General features: G+C 31.9%; 14 protein-coding genes. 10 read left to right on the forward strand and 4 right to left on the reverse strand.

Features of this window, described 5'->3' with window-relative positions:
• The first annotated feature begins 238 nt into the window (after window positions 1-238).
• Both J2Z80_RS02785 and lpdD read left to right on the forward strand, forming a co-directional pair.
• Window positions 239-1,453 (forward strand): Bcr/CflA family efflux MFS transporter, encoded by a 1,215-nt coding sequence (locus tag J2Z80_RS02785; protein ID WP_209453030.1) that lies wholly within the window; start codon window positions 239-241, stop codon window positions 1,451-1,453.
• A gap of 269 nt (window positions 1,454-1,722) precedes the next feature.
• On the forward strand, window positions 1,723-1,848 hold the full coding sequence (gene lpdD / locus J2Z80_RS15115) for a prenylated flavin chaperone LpdD (RefSeq protein WP_280953159.1): 126 nt from the start codon (window positions 1,723-1,725) through the stop codon (window positions 1,846-1,848).
• A 173-nt stretch (window positions 1,849-2,021) separates the two neighbouring features.
• On the opposite strand, the gene J2Z80_RS02790 is transcribed toward lpdD, so the two are convergent.
• Complete coding sequence (locus J2Z80_RS02790) at window positions 2,022-2,180, reverse strand: hypothetical protein (RefSeq protein WP_209453031.1); 159 nt, start codon at window positions 2,178-2,180, stop codon at window positions 2,022-2,024.
• A gap of 323 nt (window positions 2,181-2,503) precedes the next feature.
• Between J2Z80_RS02790 and J2Z80_RS02795 the strand changes: the two genes are divergently transcribed.
• From J2Z80_RS02795 to J2Z80_RS02820, 6 genes are all read left to right on the forward strand, one after another.
• Window positions 2,504-3,391, forward strand: coding sequence for a helix-turn-helix domain-containing protein (locus J2Z80_RS02795; RefSeq protein ID WP_209453032.1), 888 nt, complete (start codon window positions 2,504-2,506; stop codon window positions 3,389-3,391).
• Between the two features lie 169 nt (window positions 3,392-3,560).
• Window positions 3,561-4,910, forward strand: coding sequence for a glycoside-pentoside-hexuronide (GPH):cation symporter (locus tag J2Z80_RS02800; protein WP_209453033.1), 1,350 nt, complete (start codon window positions 3,561-3,563; stop codon window positions 4,908-4,910).
• A 36-nt stretch (window positions 4,911-4,946) separates the two neighbouring features.
• Window positions 4,947-6,056 (forward strand): alpha/beta hydrolase, encoded by a 1,110-nt coding sequence (locus tag J2Z80_RS02805; protein WP_209453034.1) that lies wholly within the window; start codon window positions 4,947-4,949, stop codon window positions 6,054-6,056.
• A gap of 92 nt (window positions 6,057-6,148) precedes the next feature.
• The gene (locus tag J2Z80_RS02810; RefSeq protein WP_209453035.1) at window positions 6,149-8,473 is read left to right on the forward strand and encodes a beta-glucosidase; all 2,325 of its coding nucleotides are present in this window, start codon (window positions 6,149-6,151) and stop codon (window positions 8,471-8,473) included.
• Window positions 8,474-8,666: 193 nt separating this feature from the next.
• The gene (locus J2Z80_RS02815; RefSeq protein WP_209453036.1) at window positions 8,667-9,389 is read left to right on the forward strand and encodes a YesL family protein; all 723 of its coding nucleotides are present in this window, start codon (window positions 8,667-8,669) and stop codon (window positions 9,387-9,389) included.
• A gap of 106 nt (window positions 9,390-9,495) precedes the next feature.
• Window positions 9,496-10,779: an ABC transporter substrate-binding protein gene (locus J2Z80_RS02820; RefSeq protein ID WP_209453037.1), complete on the forward strand. Its 1,284-nt coding sequence runs from the start codon at window positions 9,496-9,498 to the stop codon at window positions 10,777-10,779.
• On the opposite strand, the gene J2Z80_RS02825 is transcribed toward J2Z80_RS02820, so the two are convergent.
• Both J2Z80_RS02825 and J2Z80_RS02830 read right to left on the reverse strand, forming a co-directional pair.
• Window positions 10,776-11,321 (reverse strand): YkoP family protein, encoded by a 546-nt coding sequence (locus J2Z80_RS02825; protein ID WP_209453038.1) that lies wholly within the window; start codon window positions 11,319-11,321, stop codon window positions 10,776-10,778. The two genes, J2Z80_RS02820 and J2Z80_RS02825, sit on opposite strands and share 4 nt — an antisense overlap.
• Window positions 11,322-11,335: 14 nt before the next feature.
• Window positions 11,336-12,034 carry a polysaccharide deacetylase family protein gene (locus J2Z80_RS02830; protein ID WP_245301109.1) on the reverse strand — a complete coding sequence of 233 codons (699 nt, stop codon included), beginning with the start codon at window positions 12,032-12,034 and terminating at the stop codon, window positions 11,336-11,338.
• Window positions 12,035-12,204: 170 nt separating this feature from the next.
• On the opposite strand from J2Z80_RS02830, the gene J2Z80_RS02835 reads away from it, so the two are divergent.
• Both J2Z80_RS02835 and J2Z80_RS02840 read left to right on the forward strand, forming a co-directional pair.
• A complete protein-coding gene (locus J2Z80_RS02835) occupies window positions 12,205-13,254 on the forward strand; it encodes an FAD:protein FMN transferase (protein WP_209453040.1) in 1,050 nt (349 codons plus the stop codon).
• A complete protein-coding gene (locus J2Z80_RS02840; protein WP_209453041.1) occupies window positions 13,241-13,609 on the forward strand; it encodes a NusG domain II-containing protein in 369 nt (122 codons plus the stop codon). The genes J2Z80_RS02835 and J2Z80_RS02840 overlap by 14 nt, the downstream gene beginning before the upstream one ends.
• Before the next feature lie 26 nt (window positions 13,610-13,635).
• Here the strand turns inward: J2Z80_RS02840 and J2Z80_RS02845 are convergent, their stop codons facing one another.
• On the reverse strand, window positions 13,636-15,297 hold the full coding sequence (locus J2Z80_RS02845; RefSeq protein WP_209453042.1) for a peptidoglycan D,D-transpeptidase FtsI family protein: 1,662 nt from the start codon (window positions 15,295-15,297) through the stop codon (window positions 13,636-13,638).
• Between the last annotated feature and the right edge of the window lie 179 nt (window positions 15,298-15,476).

Below are 15,476 nucleotides of genomic sequence, written 5' to 3' on the forward strand. Positions count from 1 at the left end.
TAATATATTGAACATATGATATAATATAAGAGATATGTGAAAATAAGAATTTATGTGATTCAATTTCACATATCTTTTATAATTATTTATTGTCGTTATGATTTTTATATATAAGCTATTTTATAGATAATTTCTTTGTACAACAATGAGATATAAGTAGATACTAAAATAAAAGAAAATTAAAGATTTCTAAATTATAATTTATGATTATTTTTTAATCAGGAGGAAAGATAATCTAATGTACGATTTAAATGATTTTAATATTAGTAAAAAGCAGCAAAGATACTTAGGTAATAAAGGTTTAATTATTTTTTTAGCACTTTTGAGTGCATTTGTACCTTTGTCAACAGATCTTTATTTACCTGCTTTGCCAACTATGTCAAAATATTTTAATGTAGCGGTTTATAAGACGAATCTCACTTTAATCCTATTTTTTGTTTTTTTCAGCTTTGCTACATTAATATGGGGACCATTGAGTGATAAGTATGGTCGCAGACCGATTTTGATTTTAGGACTTATATGTTATATGGTTGCGAGTTTTTTGTGTGCACTATCATTGGATATCTATCAACTTATAATTTTTAGGATTTTACAGGCTGTAGGCGCAGGTGCTGCTAGTGCAGTAGCTACTGCGATTGTAAAAGATGTTTACGAGGGTAGAAGACGTGAATCAATTTTAGCATTGGTACAGTCAATGGTTGTGATTTGTCCTGCTGTTGCACCTACAATAGGTGCACTTTTACTGAAATTTACCTCATGGAGAGGTGTTTTTTTAACTCAAGCGATTTTAGGTGCAATCATTGTTGCTGGTTCGGTTGTGTTTCAAGAGACTATAGGATTAAAAAATAATGGTAGTTTTCTTTATACCGTAGGGCGTATTGGGGTAGTTATCAAAAATTTAAAATTTACGGCTTTGCTGATTATTTTTTCAATGGTAAGCATTCCTTTAATGGCTTTTATATCTCCTTCATCTTATATATATCAAGATTACTTTGGATTGAGTGAACAGAAGTATAGTTATTTTTTTGCATTTAATGCAGCGGGCATGTTGATTGGACCATTGCTTTATGTAAGACTTTCATCGTATTTTAAACGTTATTCAATTATTAATGTCTGCTTTTTAGCTATTATTTTAAGTGGAATCATTATTTCTATTTTAGGCCGCTTTGCTCCTTGGCTTTTTGCAATATCGCTATTACCGTCTACTATTGCAGGAAGCTGCATTCGCCCTCCAGGAACATACCTTATGCTAGAGCAACAAAAGGAAGATACAGGTTCTGTGTCATCATTGATAAGCTCTTTCTCTACTATAATGGGTAGCGTAGGGATGATTATTGTTTCTTTTAATACTGGCAATCTTGTAGAAATGGTAGGTATAGTTAATATCATTTTTGGAATATTATGCGGTTTTTTATGGTTTGTTGCTAAAAAGGTTTTATTATGTGAAAAATAAAAGAGACATAAGATGATATTGGATTAAAAAATAATGATACTAGTAACTTGCAGATTTCCATTGCCAATAGGAATATTGTTGTTAGTCTTTTGCATATTTATAATTATTTTGGATTTGTGGATGTCTAGATTATACTGAACCGGCTGTGTTATCATTCCTCCTGTGCTTACTTTCTATAATGGGCCCATAACGATCGAAGGTCAAATTAATCATATTATTGGGAAAATATTGATGCAATTTGGTATCCATTATAGTAAATTCAAACAGAATTGAAATGCAATGTAAGTGTTTCAGCAGGTATCCATATTGATAATGCAAGTCATGATGAGTTGAATGTTTTAATGGAAAATTGCAAAGAAGCTTGCAAAAAATTGGTGTTACAGATTTTAGATTAGAAAAGCAAATTGTCTTAGCATGCTTAAAAGAATCTTAAAGTAGGTAATATTCAATAGCTTTGGCTACTCTTCACGGTAAATGGTGAAGAGTAGCTACAAGTATTATTAAAAATCAAATTATTTCTATCTTAATTTAGTAGTAAAATCAATACATAGAAGAATTTCTTATTGAATTATGCATGTATTTTTTTATTATTACTTTTTTTAGCAATAATAATACCAGGGGCTATTGAGCTTTGATCATATAAATATGAAGATTTTTTATTGTCGGTTTTTTGTGTTATAACTATAGCTGGAGCTATTGAACTTTGCAAATGTTGATACTCAAACATTTAATTTCACCTCTTTTTTAAATGTAAATTTAGCTTTTCATTGTAAATTGTAACTAAAAATTATCGTATAAGTATCAAATGATTATGTGAATTTTAAGTGATAAAAATGTTTTTGAATTAAGCATAAACGTTTTAATGTGGTAAAATATATATAAGGGAATTTTATAGGAAAAAATAGAATTATTATGATGCAATGTTGAACAATGTCAAAGGTAGTATTTATTATGAAACAATATTACATATCTGTGAGATCTGATGCATAAGTACGATTATTTTTCAATTATTGTAAAAAGAAAAATAAATATCAGAGGTGTTATATTTGTATGGAGTATAAATATGAATTAATTAAAAATGATGATAATTTACCTATAAAAATAATATATCATACATCTGATGAACGTCAATTTATACCAAGACACTGGCACGAAAGTATAGAAATATCATATGTACTCTCTGGGAGAATTGATGATATCTATATTGATGGTGTTAATTATACTTCAAAGCAAGGTGACATTGTTTTAATAAACTCCAATGCTATACATTCTTTCTCTGTGGATCAAGGAAAGAACCGTAAGGCAGTTACTTTTTTCATATCTTATGAGTTTATAAAAGCAAACTATCCTGACATAGATCAAATTGCATTTGATTGTGTTTCAATTAACGAAAATGATGAACAAAAAATAAAATTGTTCAATGAGTTACGTAAAAATTTAGATTCCATAATAAAAGCTTTCTTAAATATAGGAGACGACTCATTAGCACATATAAAAATAATGGGGTTGTCTTATGAATTAATTTATCTTTTGTTAAGAAATTTTAAAATAAGCAAAAAGAGCTGTGGAGAAATTAAAACGCAAAAATACCTAGATCGATTAACTCAGATTACTAATTATATAAAAGAAAATTACAATCAGGATTTATCAATAGATGTAATTTCTGCAAAATTTAATTTATCTCCAGAATATCTTTCACGTTTCTTTAAAAAGTACATGGGTATGACTATACTTAACTATATAAATGCTGTTCGCCTAGAAAAATCTTATCGCGATTTAATGAATACAGATCAATCTATTACAGAAATAGCATTAGAGCATGGTTTTCCAAATGAAAAATCCTTTAATAAGGTGTTCAAGACTTTTTATAATATTACTCCAAATCAATATAGAAAAAAGATTAAAGCTTTAAAATCTGTGATAAAAACAGAAAACTAGTTTGTATTTTTGGAATAATTGGTCCCCAGAATTTGTATTTTTTGCAAATCAAAAATTGACTGTTGATAAATCAAAATTGAACTTGTTGTGAGTCTTAATTTGCTTTAAAATTTATACGTAAGCGTTTTAAAAAAGCGATTACATATAAATTTTAGGAAAGGGGATCTTTATGAAAATTTTTGAAACAACCTGGAAAGAAAGGATTAGTTATGGGCTTAGTGACACTGCTTCTAATTTAGTTTATCAGATGATCACCACCTATCTAATGTTTTTTTACACTGATGTTTTTGGAATAAGTGCTGCAGCTGTCGGAACACTTTTTTTAGTAGCAAGGATCATCGACGCATTTGATGGACCATTTTTTGGCATTCTAATAGATCATACAAATACAAAGTGGGGAAAATGCAGACCATACTTCCTTTGGTTATCAATTCCATATGGAGTATTAGCAATACTAGCATTTACAACTCCAAGTTTTAATGCTTCTGGAAAATTGGTTTATGCTTATGTTACATATATTCTTTTAGGAATTATCTACTCTGGAATTAATATACCAATCACGTCGATTTTACCGAGTTTAACAGATAATTTAGAAGAAAGAAATATTTTGGTTAGTACAAGAATGATTTTAGCTACAGTTGGTGCTACGATTGTCAGTGTAGGAACTTTGCCTCTAGTTAAAGTATTTGGAAATGGCAATCAACAAAAAGGCTTTATGATGACTATGACTTTGTTTGCTGTTTTAGCTGTTATATTATTCTTAGTAACTTTTTTCAATACTAGAGAAAAAGTAAACGAAGCAAAAGAGCAATCAATTACTTTAAAAGAAGAACTAAAAGCATTGAAAGGAAATACTCCTTGGTTTATACTTTTCTTTGTAGCGTTCATTAATTTCATAGCTTTTATAATGAAGGCACAAACGACAGTTTATTATTTGACATATAATTTAAAGATGCCTAACTTAATCAGCGTAGCTTTAGGATTAGGGTCATTAAATGTTGTTTCATTGCTTATTATGCCGTTTTTAGCAAAGAAAATAGGGAAAAGAAATGTTATGATTACAGGCTTTACTCTTTCAATATTAGCGCAATTTATATTGTATTTATCATCGTTGACATCAAGTGCATTTATATTTTTAATAGGCACTGTAATTGCAGCTTTTGGAAATGGATTTGTTATGGGAGCAATGTTTTCTATGACAGCTGATACAGTTGACTATGGTGAGTGGAAGTCAGGTGTTAGAGCTCAAGGACTTCTTTCAGCCACACCAGCCTTTGGAGTCAAGGCAGGAATGGGGATAGGCGGAGCTTTAGCAGGTTGGATCTTATCAATTGGTAAATATGTTCCGGATCATACGCAAACCGTATCTGCATTAAAAGCTATAGAAATTAACTTTATTTGGTTACCGCTAATTGGTTTTGCTATTGGCGCCATATTGCTTCTGTTCTATAATTTAGATAAACAACAAGAGCAAATGACTAAAGAATTAAATGAAAGAAGAGCTAAGGTAAGCGCATGATCATGATTTAAAATAATAATGAAAGGAGCGAATAGTATGTATAAAGATTACGATAAATTAGTTAAACTGCTGGAAAATGGATATGTACGACATGAAAATGGATTGGAATTTGTGATAAAAAATATACCGGAAGGTGATAATACTGAGGGAAAGCTTGATCCAAGGGTATTTCAAATATTAAATGAGCAATATAAAAAACAAAGTGCCGATGAAATGCCCGATTTTAATCAACTTGAGATAAAAGATATTCCTGTTGAAATGTTAAGAAATCAAATGGGTTGGGACAATAAAGATATTACAAAAATAGAGATAAAAACAAGTGACGAGGTAATTGATGGGAAATACGGAACTATTCCAATCAAAATTTACTCACCGAAAAGTAATACACATTTACCGGCAATCGTATATTTTCATGGAGGAGGTTTCTTTGGTGGTACTGTTAAAGTAGTAGAAAATCCATGTAAAGCATTAGCGGAAAGAGCAAATGCAGTGGTTATATCTGTTGACTATCGATTAGCGCCAGAAAATCCTTATCCAGCTGGATTGACGGATTGCTTTGACTCTGTAAAATGGGTATATGAGTATGGTGAAAAGTACAGTATTGATTCAACTAAAATTGCGGTTTCAGGGGATAGCGCTGGTGCAAACTTTGCGACTGTTTGTGCTATGATGGATAGGGATTTAAAAACTGATATGATTAAATTTCAAGCATTAATTTATCCAACAGTTAACATGGCAGCATCTGATACAGAAGAATATAAGTGGTCTCTTGATCAATACAATATTTCTGATGAACATAGAAAATTAATAATATCAGGATTAGAAGGCATGAAAAATTCACAGCCACTGGTGAAAAAACTTTATTTACAAAATAATGAAGATGCAACACATCCATATATATCTCCTATTTTTGCTGAAAGCTTAGAAGGTATGCCAGAGACTCTAATTTTTACAGCCGAATTTGATTATTTAAGGTTGGAAGCTGAAGCATATGGAAGAAAGCTTGCTAAATTCGGTGTTAAAACAAAAATTATACAATACAAAGGAATGGATCATGCATTTATAGATAAACTCGGTATTTATCCTCAAGCAGAGGATTGTATAAATGAAATCGCAAAAGGAATAAAAAGTTTGTTTAAAAACTAAATTAATAAAGCATTCAAGGAGAATTTTATTTGAATAAATTCTCCTTGAAATTTAAATATATTAAAGCACTTCAAGAATTGAGGAGGTTCAAAATGAAAAGAGATATCAAAAAGCTCATTTCAGAGATGACATTAGAAGAAAAAGCAAGTTTATGCTCAGGATTAAATCTTTGGCAAACTAAGCCAATAGAAAGAATAGGGATTCCATCAATAACGATGACTGATGGACCACACGGTTTGAGAAAAGCAAACAAATCAGATGAACTTGGACTCAATAATAGTGTGCCGGCAACCTGCTTTCCTTCTGGTAGTGCTCTTGCAGCATCTTGGGACAGAGATTTAATTGAAAAAGTTGGTGAAGCCATCGGAGAAGAGTGCATAGCAGAAGATGTACAAATATTGCTTGGACCAGCAGTCAATATAAAACGCTCTCCACTCTGTGGACGTAACTTTGAATACCTATCAGAAGATCCATATTTAATATCTGAATTAGCTGCAAACTACATAAAAGGAGTTCAATCAAAAGGCGTTGGAACATCTATAAAACATTACGCAGCCAACAATCAAGAAGACTATAGAATGACTGTAGATGTAAAAGTAAATGAAAGAGCGCTACGTGAAATTTACTTAGTAGGATTTGAAGGAGCTATAAAGCAGTCACAACCATGGACAGTAATGGCATCATACAACAAAGTAAATGGAGTATACGCAACAGAAAACGAGCATCTGATAAATGAAATACTTAGAAACGAATGGAAGTTTGACGGAATAGTCATATCAGATTGGGGAGCAGTCAACGATAGAGTTGAAGCATTAAAAGCGGGATTAGACATAGAGATGCCAGGAAGTGGAGGAGAAGAAGACAAAAAAATAATTGAAGCCGTAAAAAAAGGTCAAATATCAGAAGAATACTTAAACACAGCAGTTGAACGGATTTTAAATATACTATTCAAAGCATACGAAAACAAAAAGAAAAACCAAAACTATGATGCAGAAAGACACCATCAATTAGCTCGTCAAGTCGCATCAGAATGTATGGTACTATTAAAAAACGAAGACGAAATACTTCCACTTAAAAAACGAGGTAAAATTGCAATAATAGGAGAACTTGCCGTAAAACCAAGATATCAAGGTGGAGGAAGTTCACATATAGTACCAACGAAATTAGAAATTCCATACGACGAAATAACAAAAATTGCAGGAAATGCAGTAGAAATAAAATATACGCCAGGTTATGAATTAGAAAAAGACGAAACAAACAATAAATTAATCGAAGAAGCAGCATATATAGCAAAAAATTCTGATGTTGCCGTAATATTTGCAGGATTACCAGATAGCTATGAATCAGAAGGATATGACAGAGAACACATGAGAATCCCAGAAAGCCACAATAAATTAATACAAGCTATTGCAGAGATTCAACCAAATGTTGTTGTCGTACTTTGCAATGGATCACCAATAGAAATGCCATGGATTCATCAAGTAAAAGGCATATTAGAAGCATATTTAGGAGGTCAAGCATCAGGAGGAGCAATTGCAGAAATACTATTTGGCGAAAAAAATCCATGTGGGAAACTCGCAGAAACATTTCCAAGAGAACTTAAAGACAATCCATCATATCTAAACTTTCCAGGAGAAAAAAACGTAGTAAACTATGGTGAAGGAATATTTGTAGGATATAGATATTATGACACAAAAGGTGTAGAACCATTATTCCCATTTGGACACGGCTTAAGCTATACAACATTCGAATACACAAACATTTTTACAAACAAAAACAAAATAACAGATAATGACACAATAGAAGTAAGAGTAAAAGTAAAAAATACTGGGAAACGTGCCGGAAAAGAAATAATTCAATTATATGTTCGAGACATACAAAGCAGTGTTGCTCGTCCACATAAAGAACTAAAAGGATTCCAAAAAATATATCTTGAACCAGGAGAAGAAAAAACAGTTGTCTTCAATTTAGATAAAAGATCATTTGCATACTATGATGTTGATTTAAAGGACTGGTACGTCGAAACAGGAGACTTTGAAATATTAGTAGGAAGCTCATCAAAAAATATTTTATTAAAGACAGTCATTCATATAACATCTACTACATCAGTCCAAAAAGAATATACAAGGAATTCAACAATAAACGATGTAATTGCAAATCAATACGGTAGACAAATTATTTATAACATAATAAAGAGAATAAAGTCTGACACAAACGACTCACAAGACATGTTAAATATATTAAAAAAACAGTTAGAGACAAACAGTCAAGAAATAAGCAGTTCATCTCAAAAAGACATGATGAATGCGTTTTTAAAAAATATGCCATTAAGAGCCTTGACTATCTTAAGCAATGGAATTTTTACTGAAGAAATGGTTAATGAAGTTGTTGATGAGTTAAATACAATTTCTAATTGATAAAGTAAAAACTATACGATTGCAAAGCTTTGTATGACGAAAAAGTTGTAGAACTTTGCTGACGTATAGTTTTATTATTTACATATTTATACAGATATTAATATAGAGATGGTACATACTTCAATTTTATCATTGAAAATTCTCAGTATACCATTTATAATTGAAGTATAGTCTGATATAGGAGAGGTAAACGATGTTTGGAAATTTTTTTAATAGAATGTATTATGGCGATCCACATAGACCTGATTTAAAAGCTGATGATATTCCTAAGAAGGGTATGTCTTTGTTTTTTGACATTTTAAAAAATAACTTTTGGCAACTTATAAGCCTTAATCTTTTATTGATTGTGTCGTGCATACCTATCGTGACGATAGGGCCTGCTTTGGCTGGGTTTAATAATGTGCTTAGGAATCATGCGCTTAATAGAAATGTGTGGCTTTGGAATGATTTCAAAGATGGTTTTATTAAGAATTTTAAGCAAAGCTTTATAATTACGTTGATAAACGCATTAGCAGCTTTTATATTGATTAACAATTATAAAATTTATTCTTCATACAGTACAGGTTTTATAAAGATTGCAGGGACTTATATTACGATTTTTATTGGTTTTATACTTGTTCTGATGAATGTTTATATTTATCCATTGATGGTTACGTATGATCTAAAAATTAAGCACATTTATAAAAATGCTTTAATATTTTCTATAATTAAACTGCCTCAGACCATTGGGATGGTGCTTTTAAGTTTAGTATTAATTGCTTTAAGCATTTTATTTGCTTTTATACCACTTTTATTAATAGGCTTAAGTTTGGTTGGTCTTGCAATCAACGTATATGATAGAGGTGTATTTGAAAAATATATTGATAGTAGAGTTAATGAGCAAAATAAAGAAACAGATGACAAAGCTGATAAGTAAAAATTTTTATATTGACTAGTTAGAAAAAGAGATAGATGTGCTTAATAAAATAAACAGTGATACGTATTGTTTAACGTGAATATAGATAGAGTAAGAGGTGGATTTTATGAAAAAGCCTTTTACTCTTTTTCTGATATTATTGATAATAATGTTTTTATTGTCCTGGCCTTACTATATGTATTTGTATGAAACTGGTAAAATAGATTTTTCGCCAATTGATGAGCAAGATTACAGAGGAATAATCACATTTTGCGATTTTCCACATTGGTCAACTGATGATCCAACAGGTTATAATTTTATTAAGAAAAAAATACACGATTTTGAATACTACCATCCTGGAGTCATAATAGAATTTGAGCCGTTAAAAAATAGCGATAGATACGAAAAGGTTAGTGATATAGTTAGTGACAGTAAACCTGATATAATCCCTATTACTTCAGATAGCCCGCTAATTTATGATGACAGACTAGAACCTCTTAATAAGTATATAGACAGAAATTATAAAGATTCTTTAAAAGAACAGGTGCTTGATTCATTTACATATAATAGGAGCATATATGGCCTTCCGCTAGGTATGTACACCAGTGTCATGTTTATAAATAAAAATTTGTTTGGCCAGAAAGAAATTGATGTTCCTCAGGATGGTGAATGGACATATGATGAATTTTTAGAAGATATGACAAAATTGACGTATCAAACGGGTAAAAAGGAAAAGAAAAGTTACTATGGCCTGTCAATGTACATTGAAGGAAGTTATAATCTTTGGGGCATATTGATGTCAGACGGTGCAAATATCGTCGATGATAAAGGGATAGTTTCACTTAAGGGACCACAGGCAGAGTCTGGCCTTAAAAAATTGATAGAATTATATGAAAAAGGTACAATAGATCCTGTGTCTTTTGGTGATGATTACAGCAAAGTATGGGACAGTTTTACAGTCAATAAAGAAAGTGCTGTTTTGGTTGATGAAAGTTACAAAGTTCAATACCTTAAATACCTTGAAAACAAGAATAAACTTTTTCAGTTTGATATTGCGCTGTATCCAGAAGGAGATGGCGATGTTCCTCTTACACTGTCTCCAAAAGTCTATGGATATGGTATAACAAAACAAAGCGATAAAAAGAAGTTGGAAATGGCATATAAGTTTGTAAAGTTTATTACAGATTCTCAAGAAAGTGTAGAAAAGATAGGATATATTCCTGTTAAAAAAAGCATCCCTTTAAATGATGAACTCATGAAAAAAATTGATAAAGCTGTCAAATATACAGATTATACGCCACAAAATTGGCATGATAAAAACGTAAAAATAAATAAAGCAATAATAGATGGACTAAAGAACAAAGAAGACGCAAAGATGATATTGAATAAAATCGAAAAAATAATAAATTAGTAGCGACTGTTAATTGTATTTCTTGTAATTAATACCATCTTTGATGTAAACTTATTGTCTTGCAGCCGTTTAAACCCATCGGGGTGAAATATAGCTAAAAGCAGCATTTCATAATGAGTAACTATGAATTTTTCTAAAGGCGATTTTATATCTCTGACTTCGAAGCCCAACATTTCAACGCCTTCATTGAATAGAGTGTAACCCATAAATACATTTACATCATCAAATTCATGGTGTTCATCTATGTAAGTTTTTAATGCCTTTATAGATTTTTTAAATCTTTTTAATGCTATTATTCCAACGGCTATAGGTGAGCTGCTGCTAGATGTGATTTGTGTAAGAGCATTGTTGTTTAAGTGCAGTTCACCAAATTTATCTCCATTGTTCAACACAGTTCCATCATTTAGCAGGAGTTTCTCGCCTTTGTATTTCTTGATTGCGATTCTGATTTCAGAATCGTCTCCTCCAACCGTGTGTATCCTATTCAGCTTTGCAAAAATGAATTCCCACAAAGACCAAATGTACATAAAAATTTTTTTCATTTGTAATACCCCATTTAAGAAAATATAAATTTATTTATGTCAACAATTTCTAAGTTTTTTTCCCTTATACCACTTATAATTTTATCAAGAGCTATTAACATTGTTTCTGGGGCCTCTTTGTCTGAACCTATATTGTCACTGCTATCATGAAATATCAAAATATTTCCACCTTTTACTTTATTTAAAATGCGTTTTACTATTAGATTAGGGTCTTTTACTTTCCAGTCCCAGCTCATATAACTCCATAAAATTATTTTGACACCTAGTTTTTTGGAATACTGATAGATGAATGTTGTAAACAATCCCCATGGAGGTCTGTAATACGAAGGATACTTTCCAGTGATTTTGTATATAATCTCAATCGATTTTAATAATTCCTTATAAGTAGCAATAGGTCCTAAAAACCAATTTATATGGTGTTTATAGCCGTGTATGCCGATTTCATGACCTCTATTTACGATTTCCCTTGCCAGTTCAGGATATTTTTCAACTTTATCTGCCAATAAAAAAAAGCATGCTTTAACGTTGTATTTATCAAGAAGTGATAAGAGTACAGGCGTGTATTCTGGATCTGGCCCATCATCGAAAGTGATTACTATCCATGGTACTTTCTTTTTTCTGCTGCTATAGATAACATTATAATGGAATATACGACCAAGCATTGTAGGAAGCAATGCTACCAATACCAAATAAAGTATATAAATCTTTATCATGAATTTTATCATTTCGTCTACTTCCCCATCACAATAAAATTATATACGTAAAAATGGGAACTTACAAGTTGATAATGGTATCTATTGTTTCACTTGAATGGATTGTTAAAAAAAATTATAATAAAATATGAGTTTCACAAATAGATATACTGAGAGGATTGTATAATTATATGAAACAAATTGTTAAAAAAGTCATTGCAATTTTAATGGTAGTTTTTATACCCCTATCTTTAATTGCCTGTGGAAACAATAATCAGCAGTATACACGTACCGATTTTATGATGGATACGGTTATTCAAGTGACGGCTTACGGTAGAAATGCTAAAAAAGCAGTTGATGAGTCGATGGAAAAATTGAAAGAAATTGATAACCTAATGAGCAGTCAAGAGAGCGGTAGCGACATACAAAAGATAAATGAAAATGCAGGGAAAAAGTATGTCAAGGTAAATCCAGAGACGGTTTACGTGATAAAGACGGCTTTAAAGTACGGGGAAATAAGTGGAGGCAACTTTGATATAACTATTGCTCCATTGATAAATTTGTGGGGAATTGGCACAGACCATGCCCATGTTCCAACAGAAAGTCAGATAAAAGACGCTATGAAATACATAAATTACAAAGACGTCTTGCTGGACGAAAAAAATGATGAAGTTAAATTAAGTAGAAAAGGTATGTCTATCGACTTAGGAGGAATTGCTAAAGGGTATGCTGCAGATGAAATAGAAAATATCATGAAAGAAAATGGTGTAAAGCACGCGCTTATAAACTTAGGCGGCAGCAGCGTATATCTTTATGGTTCAAAGCCAGATGGCTCCAATTGGAACATAGGCATACAGAATCCTTTTGGAGATAAAGGAAAATACTTCGCAATTGTTTCCGGCAAAGACATGCTTATTGACACATCAGGCAATTACGAAAGGTATTTTATTCAAAACGGCAAAAGATATCATCACATACTAAATCCTTTTACAGGATATCCTGCAGAAAGCGGTGTTGTCAGCACTACAATAGTGTCTACAAATATAAAATCAATTGATGCTGATGCATTGTCTACAATTACTTTTATTTTAGGTGTTGATAAAGGGATGAAATTGATAGAGAGCATGCCTGGTGTAGATGCCATTTTTGTCACGCCTGATTATAAGGTCTATGCAACATCAGGCCTTAAAGGAAAGTTAAAAATAACAGATTCGAGGTTTAAGCTGTATGAAAATAGGTGATAAAATCTTAATAGGTGTGTTGCTGGTTGTTTCTCTAATATCAGGATATTTTACCTATTATAAAGCTTTTAATAAAACAGGCACTAACGTTGTCATTGAAGTGAATGGCTCTAAATATCAAGAATTGCCTTTAAATGTTGACAAGACGGTTACTATACACAATGGCAAACACATAAATGTTGTAGAAATTAAAGATGGAAAAGTCAGAATGAAGGAGTCTGATTGTCCAGATCAAATATGTGTTAATACAGGCTGGATAGAAAAAGAAGGGCAACAGATTGTATGTCTTCCCAACAGAGTAGTAGTAAGAGTTACAGGAGGCAAAAAAGGAGAAGTAGATGATGTGGTATATTAAAATAGCCGTATATTTTCAATGTACGGCTATTTTTTTATCATCAGATATCTTAGTGTGTTTGAGAGTATGTCTTTTACGACAGGTGCTGCAATTTCTCCGCCCATGTGGCCGTTTTTAGTAGGATTTCTTATGACCACTAAAACGGCTACTTGAGGGTTATCCACAGGCGCAAATGCTGCGAAAGAAGCTGTGTATTTTCCTGGTGAGTAATTCTCAGTTGTGCCGGATTTTCCTCCTACAGTAAAGCCAGGTATTTGACATGCTGTTCCCGTTCCCTCATCGACGACTTTTTTAAGCAGTTCTTTCATTGTGTTTGATGTGTCTTGTGATATAACCTGCCTTATAACTTGAGGTTTAAATTCCTTTATGACTTTATCACCTGATTTTATCTCTTTTACTATATTTGGTTTCATTAAGTATCCACCATTTATAGCTGCCGAAAAAGCATTTATCATCTGCAGTGGTGTTACCGCGATGCCTTGTCCAAAAGACATCGATGCAAGGTCAACAGGATATACGTTTTTCTCGTTGATTATCATGCCTGATGCTTCACCTGGAAGCTGTATTCCTGTTGGATTTCCGAATCCAAAAGCGTTTATGTATTTGTATAATGTATTTAATTTAAGCCTTTCAACTATTATTTTCATAAATACCGTATCACTGGACATTGCCACTGCTTGTGAGAAGTCTATATTTCCTAATTTCGTCCAGCTATTTATCTTGTGACCGGATACTATATAATAACCGGGATCGTAAAATTGCTCATTTGGTGTAACAAGTGATTCTTCTAAAGCTGCAGATGCTGTTACTACTTTAAATACTGAACCAGGTTCATATATGTATGATATAGCCGGATTTGCCCATGTATCAAGCGAGCTTACCTTATTTGGCTCATTTGGGTTAAAGTCAGGTATATTGGCCATTGCAAGTATATCTCCAGTTTTTGGATTCATTACTATGGCTGTGATGCCATTGGCTGGATCGTATGTTTCATAAGCTTTCTCTATGGCAGTTTCTGCATATCCTTGTATCACAGAATCAACGGTAAGAACCAAATCATCTCCTTTTTTAGGTTCATACAATTTTTCAGGGAGTCCTATGACATGACCAATTTCATCAGTAGTTGCTATCTCTAAACCTGGTATGCCATTTAGATATTTGTCAAATGAATATTCAAGCCCATACAGTCCATTCCCATCAGTGCCGGTAAATCCTAGCGTCTGTGACAGCAGATTGCCGTCTGGATAACTTCTAATGCTTGTATCTTCGATGTAAATACCCTCAAGATTTAGCTTTTTTATTTTGTTTATATTGTCCAGTGAAACATTTTTTTTAAGGACAGTCCACTCAGAATTTTTATTGTTTAGCAGCTTGTAAAGTGAATCTTTTTTCATCCCTAATAAACTGTACAATTGATTTGCAATTTTATCTGGATGCTTTATATTCTTTGGTGCAGCATATACATCACCGCCGGCTACGTTAGTTGCGAGGATATTTCCATTTGCATCATATATTATTCCTCTTTGAGGTTTTAATACAATATTTGATGTAGTTTGTTTTTTAACAGCTAATGAATATTTAGGTGCCATAACAACCTGAAGCCATATAAGTCGTATTACAAGACATGATATTAAAAATAAAAATGTAATAAGCACAACTAAAATCCGCTTTTTATTTATTGATGACAATTGAAAGTATCCCCCTTGTACATTTATAATTTTACTATGAAAACTTATTATATAAGTAGCTAAAAAAGCGCAGACTTCCCCTAGAGCTTTTAAAATAGACTTTAAAGGAAATTAATGGATATATTTATGTTTGTTGTGTGGCAATTTCAGGTTTCCATCCTAATGCGTATAGTTTTTTT

It is taken from the genome of Thermoanaerobacterium butyriciformans (assembly GCF_017874545.1).
Lineage (GTDB): Bacteria > Bacillota > Thermoanaerobacteria > Thermoanaerobacterales > Thermoanaerobacteraceae > Thermoanaerobacterium > Thermoanaerobacterium butyriciformans.

Bases quoted from the DNA above. Each gene is read 5' to 3' on its own strand.
- J2Z80_RS02790 (WP_209453031.1), bottom strand. From the start codon at position 2,180: ATGTTTGAGTATCAACATTTGCAAAGTTCAATAGCTCCAGCTATAGTT.
- J2Z80_RS02835 (WP_209453040.1), top strand. From the start codon at position 12,205: ATGAAACAAATTGTTAAAAAAGTCATTGCAATTTTAATGGTAGTTTTT.
- J2Z80_RS02820 (WP_209453037.1), top strand. From the start codon at position 9,496: ATGAAAAAGCCTTTTACTCTTTTTCTGATATTATTGATAATAATGTTT.
- J2Z80_RS02795 (WP_209453032.1), top strand. From the start codon at position 2,504: ATGGAGTATAAATATGAATTAATTAAAAATGATGATAATTTACCTATA.
- J2Z80_RS02810 (WP_209453035.1), top strand. From the start codon at position 6,149: ATGAAAAGAGATATCAAAAAGCTCATTTCAGAGATGACATTAGAAGAA.
- J2Z80_RS02815 (WP_209453036.1), top strand. From the start codon at position 8,667: ATGTTTGGAAATTTTTTTAATAGAATGTATTATGGCGATCCACATAGA.
- J2Z80_RS02805 (WP_209453034.1), top strand. From the start codon at position 4,947: ATGTATAAAGATTACGATAAATTAGTTAAACTGCTGGAAAATGGATAT.
- J2Z80_RS02840 (WP_209453041.1), top strand. From the start codon at position 13,241: ATGAAAATAGGTGATAAAATCTTAATAGGTGTGTTGCTGGTTGTTTCT.
- J2Z80_RS02825 (WP_209453038.1), bottom strand. From the start codon at position 11,321: ATGAAAAAAATTTTTATGTACATTTGGTCTTTGTGGGAATTCATTTTT.
- J2Z80_RS02800 (WP_209453033.1), top strand. From the start codon at position 3,561: ATGAAAATTTTTGAAACAACCTGGAAAGAAAGGATTAGTTATGGGCTT.
- J2Z80_RS02830 (WP_245301109.1), bottom strand. From the start codon at position 12,034: ATGATAAAGATTTATATACTTTATTTGGTATTGGTAGCATTGCTTCCT.
- J2Z80_RS02785 (WP_209453030.1), top strand. From the start codon at position 239: ATGTACGATTTAAATGATTTTAATATTAGTAAAAAGCAGCAAAGATAC.